Source organism: Enterobacter chinensis (assembly GCF_034008295.1).
In the GTDB taxonomy this organism is placed as follows: domain Bacteria; phylum Pseudomonadota; class Gammaproteobacteria; order Enterobacterales; family Enterobacteriaceae; genus Enterobacter; species Enterobacter chinensis.
Genome location: NZ_JARDVI010000003.1, coordinates 263,672 through 282,305, shown reverse-complemented (window position 1 = coordinate 282,305; position 18,634 = coordinate 263,672). Strand labels below are relative to the sequence as shown.

The 18,634-nt window shown below is 54.6% G+C and carries 16 protein-coding genes and 1 riboswitch; of the genes, 9 read left to right on the top strand and 7 right to left on the bottom strand.

Going from position 1 to position 18,634, the window contains the following annotated elements:
• The first annotated feature begins 350 nt into the window (after nt 1-350).
• A complete protein-coding gene (locus PYW49_RS10640; RefSeq protein WP_320386404.1) occupies nt 351-2,492 on the top strand; it encodes a TonB-dependent siderophore receptor in 2,142 nt (713 codons plus the stop codon).
• 32 nt (nt 2,493-2,524) lie between these two features.
• Here PYW49_RS10640 and parE read toward each other — a convergent pair whose 3' ends face one another.
• From parE to nudF, 5 genes are read right to left on the bottom strand one after another with little or no spacing between them, the layout of a single operon-like run.
• Nucleotides 2,525-4,417: a DNA topoisomerase IV subunit B gene (gene parE / locus PYW49_RS10635; protein WP_320386403.1), complete on the bottom strand. Its 1,893-nt coding sequence runs from the start codon at nt 4,415-4,417 to the stop codon at nt 2,525-2,527.
• Nucleotides 4,418-4,445: 28 nt separating this feature from the next.
• A complete protein-coding gene (gene yqiA, locus PYW49_RS10630) occupies nt 4,446-5,027 on the bottom strand; it encodes an esterase YqiA (RefSeq protein ID WP_320386402.1) in 582 nt (193 codons plus the stop codon).
• Nucleotides 5,027-5,854 (bottom strand): 3',5'-cyclic-AMP phosphodiesterase, encoded by an 828-nt coding sequence (gene cpdA / locus PYW49_RS10625; RefSeq protein WP_320386401.1) that lies wholly within the window; start codon nt 5,852-5,854, stop codon nt 5,027-5,029. The genes yqiA and cpdA overlap by 1 nt, the downstream gene beginning before the upstream one ends.
• A gap of 27 nt (nt 5,855-5,881) precedes the next feature.
• Complete coding sequence (locus PYW49_RS10620) at nt 5,882-6,304, bottom strand: DUF1249 family protein (RefSeq protein WP_014833293.1); 423 nt, start codon at nt 6,302-6,304, stop codon at nt 5,882-5,884.
• A complete protein-coding gene (gene nudF, locus PYW49_RS10615; protein WP_320386400.1) occupies nt 6,301-6,933 on the bottom strand; it encodes an ADP-ribose diphosphatase in 633 nt (210 codons plus the stop codon). The genes PYW49_RS10620 and nudF overlap by 4 nt, the downstream gene beginning before the upstream one ends.
• A 204-nt stretch (nt 6,934-7,137) precedes the next feature.
• Here nudF and tolC point away from each other — a divergent pair, with 204 nt between their 5' ends.
• From tolC to PYW49_RS10600, 3 genes are all read left to right on the top strand, one after another.
• On the top strand, nt 7,138-8,625 hold the full coding sequence (gene tolC, locus PYW49_RS10610; protein WP_134348726.1) for an outer membrane channel protein TolC: 1,488 nt from the start codon (nt 7,138-7,140) through the stop codon (nt 8,623-8,625).
• 194 nt (nt 8,626-8,819) lie between these two features.
• Nucleotides 8,820-9,488 (top strand): DUF1190 family protein, encoded by a 669-nt coding sequence (locus PYW49_RS10605; protein WP_134348725.1) that lies wholly within the window; start codon nt 8,820-8,822, stop codon nt 9,486-9,488.
• Nucleotides 9,489-9,490: 2 nt separating this feature from the next.
• Nucleotides 9,491-10,651: a glutathionylspermidine synthase family protein gene (locus PYW49_RS10600; RefSeq protein ID WP_320386399.1), complete on the top strand. Its 1,161-nt coding sequence runs from the start codon at nt 9,491-9,493 to the stop codon at nt 10,649-10,651.
• A gap of 82 nt (nt 10,652-10,733) precedes the next feature.
• Here the strand turns inward: PYW49_RS10600 and ygiD are convergent, their stop codons facing one another.
• A complete protein-coding gene (gene ygiD / locus PYW49_RS10595) occupies nt 10,734-11,522 on the bottom strand; it encodes a 4,5-DOPA-extradiol-dioxygenase (RefSeq protein ID WP_320386398.1) in 789 nt (262 codons plus the stop codon).
• A gap of 196 nt (nt 11,523-11,718) precedes the next feature.
• Between ygiD and zupT the strand changes: the two genes are divergently transcribed.
• The 5 genes from zupT (at nt 11,719) to PYW49_RS10570 (ending at nt 17,569) form a co-directional block, all read left to right on the top strand.
• Complete coding sequence (zupT, locus tag PYW49_RS10590; protein WP_134348722.1) at nt 11,719-12,492, top strand: zinc transporter ZupT; 774 nt, start codon at nt 11,719-11,721, stop codon at nt 12,490-12,492.
• A 201-nt stretch (nt 12,493-12,693) separates the two neighbouring features.
• Entirely contained in the window at nt 12,694-13,251 is a 558-nt protein-coding gene (locus PYW49_RS10585) for a fimbrial protein (RefSeq protein ID WP_320386397.1), read from the top strand.
• Between the two features lie 73 nt (nt 13,252-13,324).
• Nucleotides 13,325-15,763 carry a fimbria/pilus outer membrane usher protein gene (locus PYW49_RS10580; RefSeq protein WP_320386396.1) on the top strand — a complete coding sequence of 813 codons (2,439 nt, stop codon included), beginning with the start codon at nt 13,325-13,327 and terminating at the stop codon, nt 15,761-15,763.
• A gap of 5 nt (nt 15,764-15,768) precedes the next feature.
• Nucleotides 15,769-16,527 carry a fimbrial biogenesis chaperone gene (locus PYW49_RS10575; protein ID WP_320386395.1) on the top strand — a complete coding sequence of 253 codons (759 nt, stop codon included), beginning with the start codon at nt 15,769-15,771 and terminating at the stop codon, nt 16,525-16,527.
• The gene (locus tag PYW49_RS10570) at nt 16,511-17,569 is read left to right on the top strand and encodes a type 1 fimbrial protein (RefSeq protein WP_320386394.1); all 1,059 of its coding nucleotides are present in this window, start codon (nt 16,511-16,513) and stop codon (nt 17,567-17,569) included. Before PYW49_RS10575 ends, PYW49_RS10570 begins: the two co-directional genes overlap by 17 nt.
• A 43-nt stretch (nt 17,570-17,612) precedes the next feature.
• Here PYW49_RS10570 and ribB read toward each other — a convergent pair whose 3' ends face one another.
• Entirely contained in the window at nt 17,613-18,266 is a 654-nt protein-coding gene (ribB, locus tag PYW49_RS10565) for a 3,4-dihydroxy-2-butanone-4-phosphate synthase (protein WP_023309208.1), read from the bottom strand.
• A 106-nt stretch (nt 18,267-18,372) separates the two neighbouring features.
• Nucleotides 18,373-18,523: riboswitch (FMN riboswitch) on the bottom strand.
• Nucleotides 18,524-18,634: the final 111 nt, after the last annotated feature.

Below are 18,634 nucleotides of genomic sequence, written 5' to 3'. Positions count from 1 at the left end.
ATAAAAATAAAACTCATTCTCTTTTGAGAGTTTGACGCCGCGCCATGTAGTAGTCAAGAGAAGAAACACCCTGATAATCCCATGGGTAAACGGAAGGCATCAAAAAAACCAGAGGATAACAATAACTTTAATTTCAATTAGTTAACTGTTAATCCGTTGCGCTTTTACGTACCACTTATGGCTGTAGTCGATTTTTGCTTTTTTCCATTTACTACTACATCCATGCATGATTGAATGATTCTCAATTACAAGTTCGATGCTTTCAGGCTAACGAACAGACCGTAAGGGCAATGACTCATACCTTCTTCCACGAACTTTTATTCGTTGGATATTTCGGGAAAACAGATGTAATGGCTACGTTCACACCTTCTCTTTCTGGGATTAAAGGGCGCGCGCTCTTTTCGCTTTTGTTTATGGCACCTCTGGTACACGCAGCAGAGACCGCAGCAACAAAAGACGGCGAAACGCTCACCGTTACCGCCGATCCCAATGCCACGGTCGAGGCCACCAACGGCTATCAACCGCTGAACACCTCCACCGCCACGCTAACCAACATGCCGATGCTGGATATCCCGCAGGTGGTGAATACCGTCAGCGATAAAGTGCTGGAGGATCAGCACGCCACCACGCTGGATGAAGCGCTTTATAACGTCAGCAACGTGGTTCAGACCAACACCCTGGGGGGGACGCAGGATGCGTTTGTACGCCGAGGATTTGGCGCGAACCGCGACGGTTCGATCATGACCAACGGCCTGCGCACCGTACTGCCGCGCAGCTTTAATGCCGCAACCGAGCGCGTGGAGGTGCTGAAAGGCCCGGCCTCAACGCTTTACGGTATCCTCGATCCGGGCGGCCTGATTAACGTCGTCACCAAACGCCCGGAGAAGACCTTCGGCGGTTCGATTTCCGCCACCTCTTCCAGCTTTGGCGGCGGCACCGGACAGGTTGACGTGACCGGCCCGATTGACGGCACGCGCCTGGCGTATCGCCTTACGGGTGAATATCAGGACGAAGATTACTGGCGTAATTTTGGCAACGAACGCAGCACCTTTATCGCCCCATCGCTCACCTGGTTTGGCGATGATGCCACCGTGACCGTGCTCTATTCGCATCGCGACTATAAGACACCGTTCGATCGCGGAACGATCTTCGATCTCAACACTAAACAGCCGGTGAATGTGGATCGCAAAACCCGCTTCGATGAGCCGTTTAACGTGACCGACGGCCAGTCCGATCTCGCTCAGCTCAACGCAGAATATCGCCTCAACAGCCAGTGGACCGCGAAGTTTGACTACAGCTTCAGCCAGGATAAATACAGCGATAACCAGGCCCGCGTGATGGCCTACGATTCAAAAACCGGTAACCTGACCCGCCGCGTGGATGCGACCCAGGGCTCGACCCAGCGCATGCACAGCACCCGTGCGGACCTTCAGGGGAACGTGAATATCGCAGGCTTTTACAATGAGCTCCTGACCGGCGTGTCGTATGAGAATTACGATCTGCTGCGCACGGACATGATGCGCTGTAAAAACGTGAAAGATTTCAATATCTATCACCCGACGTATGGCAACCTCGGCAAATGCACCACCGTGTCGGCGTCCGACAGCGACCAGACGCTCAAGCAGGAGAGCTATTCCGCCTACGCGCAGGATGCCCTGTACCTGACCGATAACTGGATCGCCGTCGCAGGCATGCGCTATCAGTATTACACCCAGTACGCGGGCAAAGGCCGTCCTTTCAACGTTAATACCGACAGTCGCGACGAGCAGTGGACGCCGAAGCTGGGGCTGGTTTACAAGCTCACGCCATCCGTCTCGCTGTTTGCCAACTACTCACAAACGTTTATGCCGCAGTCGTCCATCGCGAGCTACATTGGTGACCTGCCGCCGGAAACATCGAATGCTTACGAAGTGGGCGCGAAGTTTGACCTGTTCAACGGCATTACCGCCAATATCGCTCTGTTTGATATTCACAAGCGCAACGTGCTGTACAACGAAAGCGTAGGGGGTGAAACCATCGCCAAAACTGCGGGCCGCGTGCGTTCCCAGGGGGTGGAGGTGGATGTTGCCGGGTCATTGACCGAAAACACCAATATCATCGCCAGCTATGGCTATACCGACGCGAAGGTGCTGGAAGATCCGGACTATGCCGGCAAACCGCTGCCGAACGTGCCGCGCCATACCGGCTCGCTGTTCCTGACCTACGATATTCACAATGCGTTTGCCGGAAACACCCTGACGCTCGGCGGCGGCGGGCACGGCGTGAGCCGTCGCTCAGCGACCAACGGAGCGGATTACTACCTGCCGGGGTATTTCGTGGCGGATGCGTTTGCGGCATATAAGATGAAGCTGCAGTATCCGGTGACGCTGCAGGTCAACGTGAAGAACCTGTTTGATAAGACCTACTACACCTCATCTATAGCGACCAACAACCTGGGTAACCAGATTGGCGACCCGCGCGAAGTGCAGCTGACGGTGAAGATGGAGTTTTGATGTAAAAAAGCCCTGCATCGCAGGGCTTTTTATCAGGCTTCAATATCCGCCATATCGCCTTTCTCCTGCAGCCAGTTACGTCGGTCTTCCGAACGTTTCTTGGCAAGAAGCATATCCATCATGGCATTGGTTTGCTGTTCGTCCTCGTCGCTGATCGTCAACTGCACCAGACGGCGGGTGTTCGGATCCAGCGTCGTTTCGCGCAGCTGCATCGGGTTCATCTCGCCCAGTCCTTTAAAGCGCTGAACGTTAGGTTTGCCCTTCTTACGCTTAAGCTGCTCCAGCACGCCCGCTTTCTCTTCTTCCGTCAGCGCGTAGTAAACCTCTTTGCCGAGGTCGATACGGTACAGCGGCGGCAACGCTACGTGGACGTGACCGTTTTTGACCAGCGTGCGGAAGTGCTTCACAAACAGCGCGCACAGCAGCGTGGCGATGTGCAGACCATCGGAGTCCGCATCCGCGAGGATACAGATCTTGCCGTAGCGCAGCTGGCTCAGATCGTCACTGTCGGGATCGATGCCGATCGCCACCGAGATATCGTGGACTTCCTGCGAGGCCAGCACTTCATCTGAAGAGACCTCCCAGGTGTTCAGGATCTTACCTTTGAGCGGCATGATCGCCTGATATTCGCGATCGCGCGCCTGCTTGGCCGACCCACCCGCCGAGTCCCCTTCCACGAGGAAGAGCTCAGTACGGTTGAGATCCTGTGCGGTACAGTCTGCCAGCTTGCCCGGCAGCGCAGGGCCGCTGGTCAGCTTTTTACGCACCACTTTCTTCGCAGCACGCAGACGACGCTGGGCGCTGGAAATGGCCATTTCAGCCAGCATCTCTGCCGCCTGAACGTTCTGGTTCAGCCACAGGGTAAACGCATCTTTCACCACGCCGGAGACAAACGCCGCGCACTGACGTGAAGAGAGGCGCTCTTTGGTCTGACCGGCAAACTGCGGATCCTGCATCTTCACGGAAAGCACGTAGGCGCAACGGTCCCAGATATCTTCCGCCGACAGCTTCACGCCGCGCGGCAGGATATTGCGGTATTCACAGAACTCGCGCATCGCATCCAGCAGCCCCTGACGCAGGCCGTTGACGTGGGTGCCGCCGAGCATGGTGGGGATCAGGTTGACGTAGCTTTCGGTCAGCAGCTCGCCGCCTTCCGGCAGCCACAGCAGCGCCCAGTCCACCGCTTCGGTGTCACCGGTGAAATTACCGACGAACGGTTTTTCCGGCAGCGTCGGCAGGCCGTTCACCGCTTCGCACAGATAGTCGTTAAGACCATCTTCATAGCGCCAGCTCTGCTCGGTATTGTTAACGTTGTCTTTAAACGTGATTTCCACGCCCGGACACAGCACCGCTTTGGCTTTCAGCAGGTGCGTCAGGCGAGAAACGGAAAAGCGTGGGCTGTCGAAGAAGCTTTCGTCCGGCCAGAAGTGGACGCTGGTGCCGGTATTGCGTTTACCGCACGTGCCGACAACCTGCAGATCCTGCACCTTATCGCCATTTTCAAACGCGATGTTATAGATCTGGCCGTCGCGACGGACGTTCACTTCCACGCGTTTGGATAGGGCGTTGACGACGGAAATGCCCACACCGTGCAAACCACCGGAGAACTGGTAGTTTTTGTTGGAGAACTTACCGCCCGCATGCAGACGACAGAGGATCAGCTCAACGGCAGGTACACCCTCTTCCGGGTGGATATCCACCGGCATGCCGCGCCCGTCGTCGATGACTTCCAGCGACTGATCGGCATGCAGGATAACGTCAACGCGTTTGGCATGGCCAGCCAGCGCTTCGTCCACACTGTTATCAATAACTTCCTGGCCCAGATGGTTTGGGCGCGTCGTATCGGTGTACATCCCCGGGCGGCGGCGAACCGGCTCAAGCCCGGTGAGGACCTCAATGGCATCAGCGTTATAGGTTTGCGTCATGATTTAAACTAGCAATTCGCATTGATTGTCAGTGGCTGTGCAGTCCAAGAAAATCGACAATCTGGGTGAAATGATTCTCAAAGCCCGTGAAAGCATGGTTTCCGCCCTCTTCTATAGTCTGGCGGCAGGATGCGTAATACGCCACTGCCTGGCGGTAATCCAGCACTTCATCTCCCGTCTGTTGCAGCAGCCAGATAAGATCCGGCGCCTCAAGCGGGTCGACCTGCATAACTTTGAGATCGTAAATATGGCGTGACTCTAGCACATATTGCTGGCCGGTGTAGGGGTTCTCGTTTTCGCCAAGAAAGTCCCGCAGCAGCTCAAATGGCCGCACCGCTGGATTAACCACTACGGCGGGCAGCATGAAGCATTGCGAGAGCCAGGTGGCGTAATACCCGCCCAGCGATGAGCCGACCACACCGAACGTTTCCCCGCCGTGCTCAAGCACGATAGATTCCAGCATCTCCGCGGCCAGAGCCGGATAAGGCGGCAGTTGCGGGATGATCATCTCAACATCGGGGTGATGCTCGCTCAGCCACTGGCGAAACTGTGTCGCTTTTGCGGAACGCGGCGAGCTGTTGAAGCCGTGCAGATAAAGGAGCGTAGACATCAATAGCCTTCTGAAGCGGTGTCCGGGCGGAATTGCGCGCCGGTTAAACGGCAGACTTCCGTGGCCAGCGTGCCATCGGCATGCAGTTCCAGCCAGCGCCAGCCTGGCGCGATGGTATCAAGCGTAAAATTGGCGCAGTGCGGCTTAAACTGAACGCAGGTCGATGGCGTCGCCAGCATGCGACGTCCATTCCAGTCGAGATCCTGTTCCTGATGAATGTGTCCACACAGCAGGTTCTTCACCCGCGGGAACTTCGCCAGCACGCGATCCAGCGCCGCGGAGTTGCGCAGGCTGTGTTGATCGAGCCAGCTGCATCCCGCTGGCAGAGGATGATGATGAAGCAGCAACAGCGTATGACGTTCAGGTTCAGCAGCCAGTTTGGTCTCTAGCCAGTCGAGTTGAAACTCGCTTAATTCACCGTGCGGGACGCCGAACACCTGGCTGTCCAGCAGCAAGATTTGCCACTGTTCACCCGCAAAAACACATTTCGCCGGAGAAATCCCCGCATCCTGGAGGGAACTGTACATCGCGGGCTGGAAATCATGGTTTCCTGGCAGCCAGACGCAAGGCACGCTAAAGCTCGCGATGCCTTCAGCAAAATGCTGATAGGCCGCGGAGGATTGATCCTGCGCCAGATCGCCAGTTGCGACAATCAGATCGCATGCACGATTTTCGTCGTGAATGGCGCTAAGTACCGCCTGATAACTCTCCCAGGTGTTGACCCCCAGTAGCGTCTCATGCTTTTCGGCAAAAAGGTGGGTATCGGTGATTTGTAATATCCTGACTGGCGCCCCACCAGCAACAGTCAGGTTCAACAGGCTTTCCAAATGGTGTCCTTAGGTAGGTTTATGACGCTAACAAACCGGAATCGCCATTGCTCCATGTGCTAAACAATATCTTAGCCAGTCGGCTAAAAACTGGTTAATTTGATGCTTTTCGTCGCGTTGATGCAACTTTTTATTCGGGTAATCATACCGCGCCTTGAAGCGAAAGATCTGCTGACTCGAACACACTTCAGCGACCATCGCGTCGTGATAGAGGCGCACCGTCATCGACGGCAGGCTCCAGTAGCTAATGCTGGGCGCCGTTTGCTCAATCTCCACCAGCGTAGTGTAGCGTGTTGATTCTGTTATCGTTAATCGATACTGCGCGTTACTCACCTGATAGCTTACCGTTTCGCCGGGTGCGTCGTTTTTCGGCAACAGGCGGCGCAATTGTGCGAAATTGGTTTCGCACAGGCGCATCATTTCTGGGAAGTCAGGTGTATAGCGCTTCATTTTTTCCACTCGTTTCGTAATGCCTGATAATGCAGCTGCAGCCATTGCAGGGCGATGACAGACGCTGCGTTGTCGATTGAACCCTCTTCTACCCACCGATAAGCCTGCTCCCGACTCACCACATGAACCCGAATATCTTCGTTTTCATCTGCCAGACCGTGGATCCCTTCCGCCGTCGTGGCGTCCACTTCACCCACCATAATGGACAAGCGCTCGCTGGTGCCTCCCGGGCTTGCCAGATAGCTCAGCACCGGTTTTGTGCGGCCCACCACCAGCCCCGCCTCTTCCAGCGCCTCGCGCCGGGCGACGTCTTCAACCGATTCACCTTCTTCGATCATCCCGGCCACCATCTCCAGCAGCCACGGGCTCTCGCTCACGTCATAAGCGGCTATGCGGATCTGCTCCACCAGCACAACTTCGTCACGCACTGGGTCAAAGGGTAGCAAGACTGCCGCATGCCCGCGCTCAAAAATTTCGCGTCTGATTTCGCCACTCATTTCACCGTTAAACAGGCGATGCCTGAAACGGTAAAGTTCCATTGAAAAAAAACCGCTATAAAGCGTTTCTCGTGCAATAATTTCTACATCGTTTTTGGCGAATGTCACGGGCAACTTTTCTGGTTTTTGCATGAGTCGAGTCCTGGTAGCAATGGTGATGAAATTGTGAATTTCAAGGCTGTTTGGCTGCCGTTTGTAAGGCTATATGATAGATTGGTGCAAATTACCGCCAGATGGCACGTAACGCCAACCTTTTGGTATGGAAGATTCTGTTAGAATCGGCAATTATTTTTTAATTAGATCAGCGCTAATACTGCTTCACAACAAGGAATGCAAATGAAGAAATTGCTCCCCATCCTTATCGGCCTGAGCCTGACGGGCTTCAGTGCAATGAGCCAGGCGGAAAACCTGTTACAGGTCTACCAGCAGGCACGTCTGGGCAACCCTGATTTACGTAAATCAGCGGCCGATCGTGATGCTGCGTTTGAAAAGATTAACGAAGCGCGTAGCCCCTTGCTGCCACAGTTAGGTCTGGGTGCAGATTATACCTATGGTAACGGTTATCGCGATAATAATGGCATTAACTCCAATGCTACCAGCGCCTCCCTGCAATTGACACAGACGCTGTTTGATATGTCCAAATGGCGCGCCCTGAGCCTGCAGGAAAAGAGCGCGGGCATTCAGGATGTAACCTATCAGACCGACCAGCAGACGCTGATCCTGAATACTGCCACGGCTTACTTCAATGTACTGAGCGCCATTGACGCGCTCTCCTACACCGAAGCGCAGAAACAGGCGATTTACCGCCAGTTAGATCAAACCACCCAGCGTTTCAACGTGGGTCTGGTGGCGATCACCGACGTGCAGAACGCCCGTTCACAGTACGACACCGTACTGGCCAACGAAGTGACCGCGCGTAACAACCTCGATAACGCGCTGGAATCCCTGCGTCAGGTCACCGGGAATTACTACCCTGAACTGGCGTCCCTGAACGTGGACAGCTTCAAAACGGATAAACCGCAGGCCGTTAACGCCCTGCTGAAAGAAGCGGAAAACCGCAATTTAAACTTGCTGCAGGCGCGTCTGAGCCAGGATCTGGCCCGCGAGCAAATTCGTCAGGCGCAGGACGGCCACCTGCCAACCCTGAGCCTGAGCGCATCAACCAGCGTATCGGATACCAGCTATAGCGGTTCCAAAACCCACGGAGCCAGCGCTTCAGCATACGACGATAAAAATATTGGACAGAACCAGGTTGGCCTGAGCTTCTCCCTGCCGCTGTATCAGGGCGGTCAGGTCAACTCCCAGGTGAAACAGGCGCAGTACAACTTTGTTGGCGCGAGCGAGCAGCTGGAAAGTGCCCACCGCAACGTGGTGCAGACCGTGCGTTCTTCCTTCAATAACGTGAACGCTTCGATCAGCAGCATCAACGCCTATAAACAGGCCGTTGTGTCTGCACAGAGCTCCCTGGACGCGATGGAAGCGGGTTACTCCGTTGGTACCCGTACCATCGTTGACGTGCTGGACGCGACCACCACGCTTTACAACGCGAAACAGCAGCTCTCCAGCGCGCGTTACCAGTACCTGATTAACCAGCTAAACATCAAACAGGCTCTGGGTACGCTGAACGAGCAAGACCTGCAGATGCTTAACAGCGCGCTGGGTAAACCGGTCTCCACCTCTCCGGACAGCGTTGCACCTGAGAACCCTGATCAGGTTGCCGCAGTTGATAACTTCAACGGTGACAGCAACACCCCTGCTGCACAGCCAGCCGCTGCGCGTACCACGACGTCCGCCAGCAAAGGCAATAATCCGTTCCGTCACTAAGCATTGCCCGATGGCGCTTCGCTTATCGGGCCTACTGAATCGTAGGCCGGGTAAGCGCAGCGCCACCCGGCGCAAAATCACACCCGAACGTAAGCCAACGTAAAGATCCCCCTGATTCCGCCCCTCTTCGCTTCATTTTCAACCACTCATCCTCTATCCTGAGCGTTATTACCACTGGGTCCTGGAAGACAAATATGAAACGGACAAAATCCATCAATCACGCGTCGTTCCGCAAAAGCTGGAACGCACGTCATCTCACTCCTGTTGCGCTGGCGGTCACGGCTGTCTTTATGCTGGCAGGCTGTGAGAAAAACGACGAAACGGTTTCGCTGTATCAAAACGCGGACGACTGCTCTGCCGCAACCGGTAAAGCTGCCGAATGTAAGACGGCATACACTGGCGCGCTGAAAGAAGCGGAACGCACCGCGCCGAAGTATGCATCACGCGAAGACTGCGTGGCGGAGTTCGGTGAAGGGCAATGCCAGCAGGCACCGGCTCAGGCGGGTACCGCACCTGAAAATCAGGCACAGGCGCAGTCCAGCGGCAGCTTCTGGATGCCGCTGATGGCAGGTTACATGATGGGTCGCCTGATGGGCGGCGGCGCGGGCTACCAGCAGCAACCACTCTTTAGCTCGAAAAACCCGGCCAGCCCGGCTTACGGTCAATATACCGATGCCAGCGGCAAAGGCTATGGTGCAGCCACCCCTGGCCGTACCGTGACGGTACCGAAAACGGCAATGGCACCGAAACCGGCGACCACCAGCACCATCACCCGCGGCGGGTTCGGTGAGTCTGTGGCGAAACAGACCAGTATGCAACGCAGCGCGACAGGCACCTCCTCTACTCGCTCAATGGGCGGCTGATCATGGAACGAGTCAGTATCACCGAGCGCCCGGACTGGCGTGAAAAAGCCACCGAATACGGCTTTAACTTCCACACCATGTACGGCGAGCCGTACTGGTGTGAAGACGCATATTACAAGCTCACGCTGGCCCAGGTTGAAAAACTGGAAGAAGTGACGGCAGAGCTGCACCAGATGTGTCTGAAGGTCGTGGAAAAAGTCATCGACAGCGACGAGCTGATGGCAAAATTCCGCATTCCAAAGCACACCTGGGGCTTTGTGCGCCAGTCGTGGAAAACCAGCCAGCCATCGCTCTATTCTCGCCTCGATCTGGCGTGGGACGGCGTGGGTGAACCTAAGCTTCTGGAAAACAACGCCGATACGCCGACGTCCCTGTACGAAGCGGCGTTCTTCCAGTGGATCTGGCTGGAAGACCAGGCCAATGCCGGAAACCTGCCGGAAGGCAGCGACCAGTTCAACAGCCTGCAGGAAAAGCTGATTGAGCGTTTTGCCGAGCTGCGCGAACAACATGGCTTCAACCTGCTGCATCTCGCCTGCTGCCGCGATACGGAAGAAGACCGTGGCACGGTTCAGTATCTGCAAGACTGCGCCGCAGAAGCGGAGGTGGCGACCGAGTTCCTCTATATCGAGGATATCGGCCTGGGTGAAAAAGGTCAGTTTACGGATATGCAGGATCAGGTCATCAGCAACCTGTTCAAGCTCTACCCGTGGGAATACATGCTGCGCGAGATGTTCTCCACCAAGCTGGAAGATGCTGGCGTGCGCTGGCTGGAACCGGCCTGGAAGAGCATTATCTCCAACAAAGCCCTGCTGCCGATGCTGTGGAAGATGTTCCCGAACCATCCGAACCTGTTGCCAGCCTACTTTGCGGAAGACGATTTCCCACAAATGGAAAAATACGTCGTTAAGCCGATCTTCTCCCGCGAAGGGGCAAACGTATCGATTATCGAAAACGGTAAGACGCTGGAAGCCGTTGAAGGGCCTTACGGCGAGGAAGGGATGATCGTCCAGGAGTTTTATCAACTGCCGAAATTTGGTGACAGCTATACGCTGATTGGCAGTTGGCTCATCAACGATCAACCTGCCGGGATTGGCATCCGCGAAGATCGCGCGCTGATCACGCAGGATCTGTCACGATTCTATCCGCATATTTTTATTGAGTAAGACTTGCCCGGTGGCGCTACGCTTACCGGGCCTACGCTCGACGTGTAGGCCCGGTAAGGCGAAGCCGCCACCCGGCATGTTTTTACCCCACCTGTACCGACAGCATACTCAAACTCCCCATCTCAATCCCGTCGACCGGGATCGTCACCGGTTCCTGGCCGTCCCACGCGCCAAGAACGTACAGCAGCGGCAGGAAATGTTCCGGCGTCGGGTTAGAGAGCGAACCGCCTTCGTGATCCAGATAGTTCACCAGCGGATGCTCTTCGACCGGGCCTTGCCATGTCAGGTTCGCTTTTACGTAGTCGTTAAAAGAGGCCGCCCACGGGTACGGGGTATTTTCACCGTACCAGCGTGCCGTGCGGAGGTTATGCACCACGTTGCCGCTCGCCACCAGCATGATGCCTTCATCACGAAGCGATGCCAGCTTACGGCCCATCTCCATGTGCCATGCCGCGGGTTTGGTGCTGTCGATACTTAACTGCACCATCGGGATATCCGCATCAGGATACATTTTAATCAGCACGCCCCACGAGCCATGGTCAAAGCCCCAGGCTTCTTTATCGAGCGCGACCGGGACAGGTGCCAGCAAATCAACCAGCTTCTGTGCCAGCTCGGGCGAGCCGGGGGCCGGATAATGCGTGTCATACAGCGCCTGCGGGAAACCACCGAAATCATGAATCGTTTTTGGCGTTTCCATGGCGGTCACGCCCGTCCCACGGGTAAACCAGTGCGCAGACACCACCACAATCGCTTTTGGACGCGGCAGCGTCTCGCCCAGATGATGCCATGCGCGGGTATAGACGTTGTCTTCCAGAACGTTCATTGGGCTACCGTGGCCTAAAAACAGGGCTGGCATACGGGAAGAAGTCATGGTGATATCCTTACAGAAGGTGTCAATTTAATGGTGCTACATTACGCGCAATCTGGCAAAGATGAACGCTGATAAGCGTGAAGATCATCATCAGGAAATTTGAATGTAAGGAATGTGTAAAACAGAGCCCCCTCTCTCGCTTTGCGCGCAATGAATCATTACCATTAATGAGAATCATTATCACAAGGAGCAATGCATGTCAGTCCCCTTGATCCTGACCATACTGGCGGGTGCCGCGACCTTCATTGGTGCGATCCTCGGCGTGCTTGGCCAGAAGCCGTCTAACCGCGTACTGGCTTTTTCGCTGGGCTTTGCTGCCGGGATCATGCTGCTCATCTCCCTGATGGAGATGCTACCTGCCGCGCTGGGCACAGAAGGCATGTCTCCGCTGCTGGGTTACGGCATGTTTGTCTTTGGCCTGCTGGGGTACTTTGCCCTCGACCGAATGCTACCGCACGCGCATCCGCAAGATTTAATGCAGAAAAACGTAACGCCTATACCGCGGAATATTAAGCGAACAGCGGTTCTGCTGACGCTGGGCATCAGCCTGCATAACTTCCCGGAAGGGGTCGCCACCTATGTGACGGCCAGCAGCAATCTGGAAATGGGCTTTGGCATCGCGCTGGCGGTTGCCTTACACAATATTCCTGAAGGACTGGCCGTCGCCGGCCCGGTTTATGCCGCCACCGGTTCAAAACGCACCGCCGTGTTCTGGGCAGGAATATCAGGCATGGCTGAGATTCTCGGCGGCGTGCTGGCCTGGCTGATCCTTGGCAGCCTTGTCTCGCCGGTGGTGATGGCGGCCATTATGGCAGCGGTAGCCGGGATTATGGTCGCGCTTTCGGTAGATGAACTGATGCCGCTGGCAAAAGAGATCGACCCCAATAACAACCCCAGCTATGGCGTGCTATGCGGTATGTCCGTAATGGGATTCAGCCTGGTGTTGTTACAAACGGCAGGGATTGGTTAATATTATATTATGGCGCTTATTTTTTCATAAGCGCCCGTATTTCAAGCTTAATTAACCACTCATCCATTCAATACACACATATATATAAGCCCTCTTAAATCAGGCTTAATAATTACTAACAACACATTGTTACATTTAGAATGTAAAATTTACCGAGAAAATTTTTGGCCGTTCAAAAATTCTCATGTAAAGGAAATTCTAATGAAAAATGGAAATAAAACCCTTCTCGCACTGACACTCGCCGCTTTCCTGTCTGCACCTGTTTTCGCCAACGATCAAGGCTCTGGAAAAATAACCTTCAAAGGGGTAGTCATTGATGCGCCCTGTAACATCGCGCCTGACAGCGTTGATAAAGAGATCGACCTTGGTCAGGTGACTACTGCAGTTATGAATGCCAACAAGAAATCAACGGCGGTTCCGGTTGATATCAATCTGGAAAATTGTCAGCTTGATGCTGCAGATGAAACCGCAACCCCTGTCACCAAGGTTGATGTCACCTTCAGCAGCACCGCGACGGACGCAGCCGATACCAGCCTGATGAGCAACACCTATGCGGGTGGCGCACAGAACGTCGGTGTTCGTCTGCTGGATAACGCAGAATCCCCAATCACCCTTGGCTCCGCTGAAACTGTTGATCTGTCAGCAGGCTCCACCACGCAGACGCTGCACTTCAAAGCGCAGATGGAAGTGGCCAATGGTAAAACAGCGACGGCCGGTCAGGTTGAATCTATCGCAAATTACGTCCTGCTGTATAAATAAGCTAACACCGTTAGATCTATTTCGGCTGGCAATATATTTGCCAGCCATTGCCGTAATTTTATTTGAGAGCTGAATGATGAAATACAGTTCACTATGGATCATCATCGCAGGCTTTCTCTCGCCCCTTTCTCTGCTCGCCGTTGAATTTAACATTAACGCCATCGATAAAGATCAGCGCAGCAATATTGATTTATCGCAGTTCAAAGATAAAAGCCGTGTTGCTCCGGGAAACTATTTCGTTACCGTCTCAATAAATAAGACCCCGCTTGCTAACGGCTGGCAGTTGGCCTGGCAAAAAAAAGATGACACTACGGAAGTCTGCATTCCGGCAGATCTGGCGGATACGTTCGGTCTGGACGATAAGTTCCGCAGCATGCTTACGGAAAACGCGGGCTGCGTCGATTTTTCCGCGCTGCCTCAGATTCATTTCGAGTTTATCCAGCAGACGCAGACGCTGGAGGTGACCATTCCTCAGGCCTGGCTACTGTACCGTGCCACCAACTGGATGCCGCCCGCCACCTGGGATAACGGCGTCTTCGGCGCACTGCTGGATTACAATCTCTTCGCCAGTCGCTGCCAGCCTGATGAAGGATCAAGCAGCGATAACGTGAACACCTACGGAACCGCCGGAGCCAACCTGGGCGCCTGGCGGCTACGGGGAGATTATCAGTACGCCCTCAATCGTACCGATGAGGGTTCGCAGAGCGAGGGACGCTTATCCCGCGCTTACCTTTTTCGCCCTCTGCCAGCATTTGGCGCAAAGCTGACGCTGGGTGAGTCTGATTTCCAGTCTGATATTTTCGACGGTTTTTCATATACCGGAGCCTCACTTGTCAGCGACGAGCGTATGCTCCCCTGGTCACTGCGCGGCTACGCACCGCAAATCACCGGTATCGCCCAGACCAATGCAACCGTGACCGTCAGCCAGTCTGACCGAATTATCTATCAGACCAACGTGCCGCCGGGCCCCTTTGTGATTCAGGATATCAACCAGTCCGTGCAGGGCACCCTGGACGTCAAGGTCGTTGAAGAAGATGGACGTACCAGCACATTCCAGGTTGCTGCGGCGTCAGTGCCATTTCTTACCCGCAAGGGCCAGGTTCGCTACAAACTGTCGGGAGGGAAAGCCCGTGAGGACAGCTCGCACCGCATTGAAAGCGATGCGTTTTTGAGCAGCGAATTTTCATGGGGCATTATGTCCCAAACCTCGCTGTACGGCGGCGTGCTGAATAGCGGCAATGATTATCGCTCGCTGGCCGCTGGCATCGGACAAAACATGGATGTGCTGGGGGCGCTCTCGTTTGATGTCACTCAGGCCACCAGCCAACTAATCGGTAAAGATCAGCAAACGGGCTACAGCTACCGCATCAACTACAGCAAACGTTTCGACACGACCGGCAGCCAGCTTACGCTTGCCAGCTACCGCTACTCCGACAGCCATTTTCTCAGCTACGCCCGTTTCCTTGAAAATGAGCAGGACAATCAGGAGACGGAAAAGCAGACGCTGAGCATTACCGCCAGCCAGTATATTCCCGCCCTGTCTTTGAACCTGTATATCGGCATGCTGCGCCAGACGTGGTGGGACAGATCCCCCTCCACCACAGGAACGCTAACAGCAGGATACAACTTCGACTTTGGCCGCTGGAAAAATCTCGGTGTAACGGTCTCGTGGAGCAAAACACATTATCAGGATCAGAGCGATGACACGCAGGCTTACCTCTCGTTAAGCATTCCCCTCGATCCGGAGCATCGCCTCAATTATGACCTGAGAAACAGTGACAATACGCGTCAGACGCTTTCCTGGTACGACACCTCAGACAGGAATAACACCTGGGGAATATCAGCGGGTACGGAAAGTGAAAAACCCGACGCCGGTGCGCAGCTCAGCGGTACCTATCAGCACTATGCCGGGACGGGAGACCTCAACCTTTCCGGAGGCTATAAGGCCAACGAATACCGTTCTGTTAGCGCAAGCTGGAATGGCTCGTTCACCGCGACCGCCCACGGTGCCGCACTGCATCGCCGAAGCTATGGCAACGAGCCGCGCGTCATGGTCAGCACGGAAGGCATCGGCAATATCCCATTAAATATGTCCCGTGACGCCACCAACGCGTTTGGCATTGGCGTTCTGCCTGCCTTTTCGAGCTATTTACCCGCCAGTGTGCAGGTCAATCTCAATGCTCTGCCGGAGGGTGTTGATGTCGACAATCGCATTATCCGCGCCACATGGACCGAGGGGGCCATTGGTTATCGAAAAATCGCGACCCGTAAGGGGCAGGATGTTGTTGGCATTCTGCGCACGCCCACCGGCATGCCGCCGCTCGGCGCGCGGGTTCACGACCAGGAGACCGGCGCCGAGGTTAGCATTGTTGCCGAAAACGGCCATCTCTGGCTGGGAGCGGTAAAAGCGGAACAACAGTTTACGGTGACGTGGGGAGACGGCCAGCAGTGCCGCTTCTCCCTGCCCGCTTCTCTGGAAAACACGACGCAGCTTATGCTGCCCTGCCAGTAGATATCATGATGAAATCACACCTGTTAGCAGCAATCCTTTTTCTCTTTGGCTCCTGCGCCTCGTTCGCGGCGATCAATCTGGATCGCACGCGGATTGTCTTTCCTGAAAACGACAAAGCCAGCAGCCTGACGATTGAAAACCAAAGCCATGCGCTTCCCTACCTGGCGCTCGCCTGGATTGAAGATAGTGAGGGGCGCAAAGAGAACAGCCATTTTATGGTGCTTCCTCCCGTGCAGCGCATTGAACCAGGCACCTCATCACAGGTGCGGGTGGTAAAACAGCAGGCAACACGCGAGCTGCCTAAAGACAGGGAGACCCTGTTCTTTTTCAACCTGCGCGAAGTGCCGCCTAAAAATGACAGCCTGAACGCAGAGCGCAGCGTCATGCAGGTGGCGATGCAAAGCCGAATCAAGCTTTTCTGGCGCCCGGAAGCCATTCGCAAGAAAGCAGGCGAAAACGCGGAAATGCGGCTGGCGGTCACGCTATCTGGCAAAACGATGACGATAAAAAACCCCACGCCGTATTTCATCACCCTGGCGTGGCTGAGCAATAACGGTAAAACCATGCTCCCGGGTTTCGACAGCCTGATGATTAGCCCTTTTGAAACCAGCTCCCTCTCACTAAGCGAAGCTGAAGGGAGTGGCTACAGCATTGGGTATATTGATGATTATGGTGCGCTACGTAAGGTCAATTTAACGTGTTCCGGGTCAACCCAATGCACACTGACGCCGCGCAAGGCAGGGCAACATGCGACATCTCGTTAAGCTTTTCTTTCTGATGTTGGTGATGTTGCCGCTTAAGCAGGCGCTGGCTCTGAACTGCTACCTTGCCACACAAAATGGTCCGGTTGAGCAAACCAAAACGGTGTCTGAATTTTCGATCCCCAGCAACGCAACGGTAGGTCAAAAAATTTGGGAATCCAATGACATCAAGATCCCGGTTTACTGCGACAGAAATACCGCCTCGAATCATGAGAATGAAGATGTATTCGCCTGGGTGAACCCTTACCCGTCGGTATCAGACCCTTATTACGAGTTGGGTGTAACCTACGAAGGTGCGGATTACGATGCTATCGGACAAAGTTTCGGCGTGGATACCCGTCAGTGTCTGGACAACAACAGCCTGAGCAATTACACGGCTGAACAGATAAAAGCGATGGGCTGGGAGCACTACGTCTGTTCAGGCAATCCGTCGGATGTCCATACCTCCCGAACGTTTGCGGCGCGCTTCAGGCTGTACGTCAAACTCAAAGCGGTGCCGCCTCAAGGGTACGTCAGCACGCTGGGAGATTACATCGTGGTGCAGTTTGACGGCAAAGGGGGTGTAAACACCCTTTCTGATGCGAAAAACCTTAAATATCATATTAACGGACTGGAAAATATTAAAGTGCTGGACTGCGGGGCAACGTTCAGTATTTATCCTGAAAATCAGGAGATCGATTTTGGCACCTTCAGCGCGCGAGACATAGTGAATCAGGGCACGCGAACCCGCACGTTTTCGGTAAAAACAACGAAGGTGCAGGATGCACAATGCTCTGACGGGTTTAAGATTGACTCTTCGTTTTATACCGATAAAACGCTCACGGCCAATGATACGGCACTGCTGATCGGCAACGGATTAAAGCTGCGTATTCTTAACGGCACACAGCCCTATACCTTCAATCAGTATGACGAGTATGCGGATTTTACCGGTTCGGTGCTGCAGTTCGAGACCACCTACACCGCCGAGCTTTCACATGCCGAAGGTTCGGGCATTGACTCAGGCCCTTTTGAAACCGTCGTACTGTTCAAAATTAACTACCACTAGATACAAAAAAGCCGGGTTTCCCCGGCTTTTCACATCAGCACTTTCAGCTGGCTTTACGCTCGTGCGCCTGGCGATACTCCACCAGATCTTCAATCGTCACCACCGGCATATTGTGCAGACGCGCAAAGGTGATGCACTCCGGCGCGCGCGCCATGGTGCCATCATCGTTGGTCAGTTCACAAAGCACACCAGCAGGTTTGAAGCCTGCCAGCGTCACCAGATCGATAGTCGCTTCGGTGTGGCCGCCACGGGTCAGCACGCCGCCCGCCTGCGCGCGCAGTGGGAAAACGTGGCCTGGACGATGCAGGTCGGATGGCTTCGCACCATCGGCAATCGCTGCACGTACGGTAGTCAGACGGTCAGCCGCAGACACACCGGTAGTCACGCCGTGCGCCGCTTCGATGGTCACGGTAAAACCGGTACCAAAAGCGCTGGTGTTGTTTTCGACCATCATCGGCAGGTCAAGCTGCTTACGACGGTCTTCGTTAATACACAGGCATACGATGCCGCTACCGTGACGGATGGTCAGCGCCATCTGTTCAACGGTCATGTTTTCGGCGGCGAAAATCATATCGCCTTCGTTTTCACGGTTTTCATCGTCAAGCACCATCACACCGCGGCCTTCGCGCAGTGCATCCAGTGCATGTTCAACACGTTGAGTTGAAGTGCCAAAAGAGGAAAGTAGCGTCTGATTCATGGTAAAAAAACCTCATTAACATTATGGTTACCAGAATCAGGGCAGTCTTAGGAGCGCCGTACAAGCGGCAAAAAGATAACGTGAGCGGGCCCATGCCCGACTGGATCGTTACTCTCTCCCATCCGGACTCTAACCGTCGGCCCCGGAATTACACCGGATCTGCTGACCTTTGAGTATTCACCCAAAGCGCTCGCGGGCTTTCAGCGTCACGCTGATTTACCGCCGGTGGGGAATTTCGCCCCGCCCTGAGAATAAGCGAGATAACTATAACGCTATTGATTATCCTGGGCAATGCATAAGCATCAAACAATTTTGTTTACCCCGGGGATGACGCGCTACAATGGACACTAACACCTTTCCATCAAGGG

Bases quoted from the DNA above. Each gene is read 5' to 3' on its own strand.
- PYW49_RS10580 (WP_320386396.1), top strand. From the start codon at position 13,325: ATGATGAAATACAGTTCACTATGGATCATCATCGCAGGCTTTCTCTCG.
- yqiA (WP_320386402.1), bottom strand. From the start codon at position 5,027: ATGTCTACGCTCCTTTATCTGCACGGCTTCAACAGCTCGCCGCGTTCC.
- PYW49_RS10605 (WP_134348725.1), top strand. From the start codon at position 8,820: ATGAAACGGACAAAATCCATCAATCACGCGTCGTTCCGCAAAAGCTGG.
- PYW49_RS10570 (WP_320386394.1), top strand. From the start codon at position 16,511: ATGCGACATCTCGTTAAGCTTTTCTTTCTGATGTTGGTGATGTTGCCG.
- PYW49_RS10575 (WP_320386395.1), top strand. From the start codon at position 15,769: ATGATGAAATCACACCTGTTAGCAGCAATCCTTTTTCTCTTTGGCTCC.
- zupT (WP_134348722.1), top strand. From the start codon at position 11,719: ATGTCAGTCCCCTTGATCCTGACCATACTGGCGGGTGCCGCGACCTTC.
- PYW49_RS10620 (WP_014833293.1), bottom strand. From the start codon at position 6,304: ATGAAGCGCTATACACCTGACTTCCCAGAAATGATGCGCCTGTGCGAA.
- ribB (WP_023309208.1), bottom strand. From the start codon at position 18,266: ATGAATCAGACGCTACTTTCCTCTTTTGGCACTTCAACTCAACGTGTT.
- PYW49_RS10600 (WP_320386399.1), top strand. From the start codon at position 9,491: ATGGAACGAGTCAGTATCACCGAGCGCCCGGACTGGCGTGAAAAAGCC.
- tolC (WP_134348726.1), top strand. From the start codon at position 7,138: ATGAAGAAATTGCTCCCCATCCTTATCGGCCTGAGCCTGACGGGCTTC.
- nudF (WP_320386400.1), bottom strand. From the start codon at position 6,933: ATGCAAAAACCAGAAAAGTTGCCCGTGACATTCGCCAAAAACGATGTA.
- PYW49_RS10585 (WP_320386397.1), top strand. From the start codon at position 12,694: ATGAAAAATGGAAATAAAACCCTTCTCGCACTGACACTCGCCGCTTTC.
- ygiD (WP_320386398.1), bottom strand. From the start codon at position 11,522: ATGACTTCTTCCCGTATGCCAGCCCTGTTTTTAGGCCACGGTAGCCCA.
- PYW49_RS10640 (WP_320386404.1), top strand. From the start codon at position 351: ATGGCTACGTTCACACCTTCTCTTTCTGGGATTAAAGGGCGCGCGCTC.
- parE (WP_320386403.1), bottom strand. From the start codon at position 4,417: ATGACGCAAACCTATAACGCTGATGCCATTGAGGTCCTCACCGGGCTT.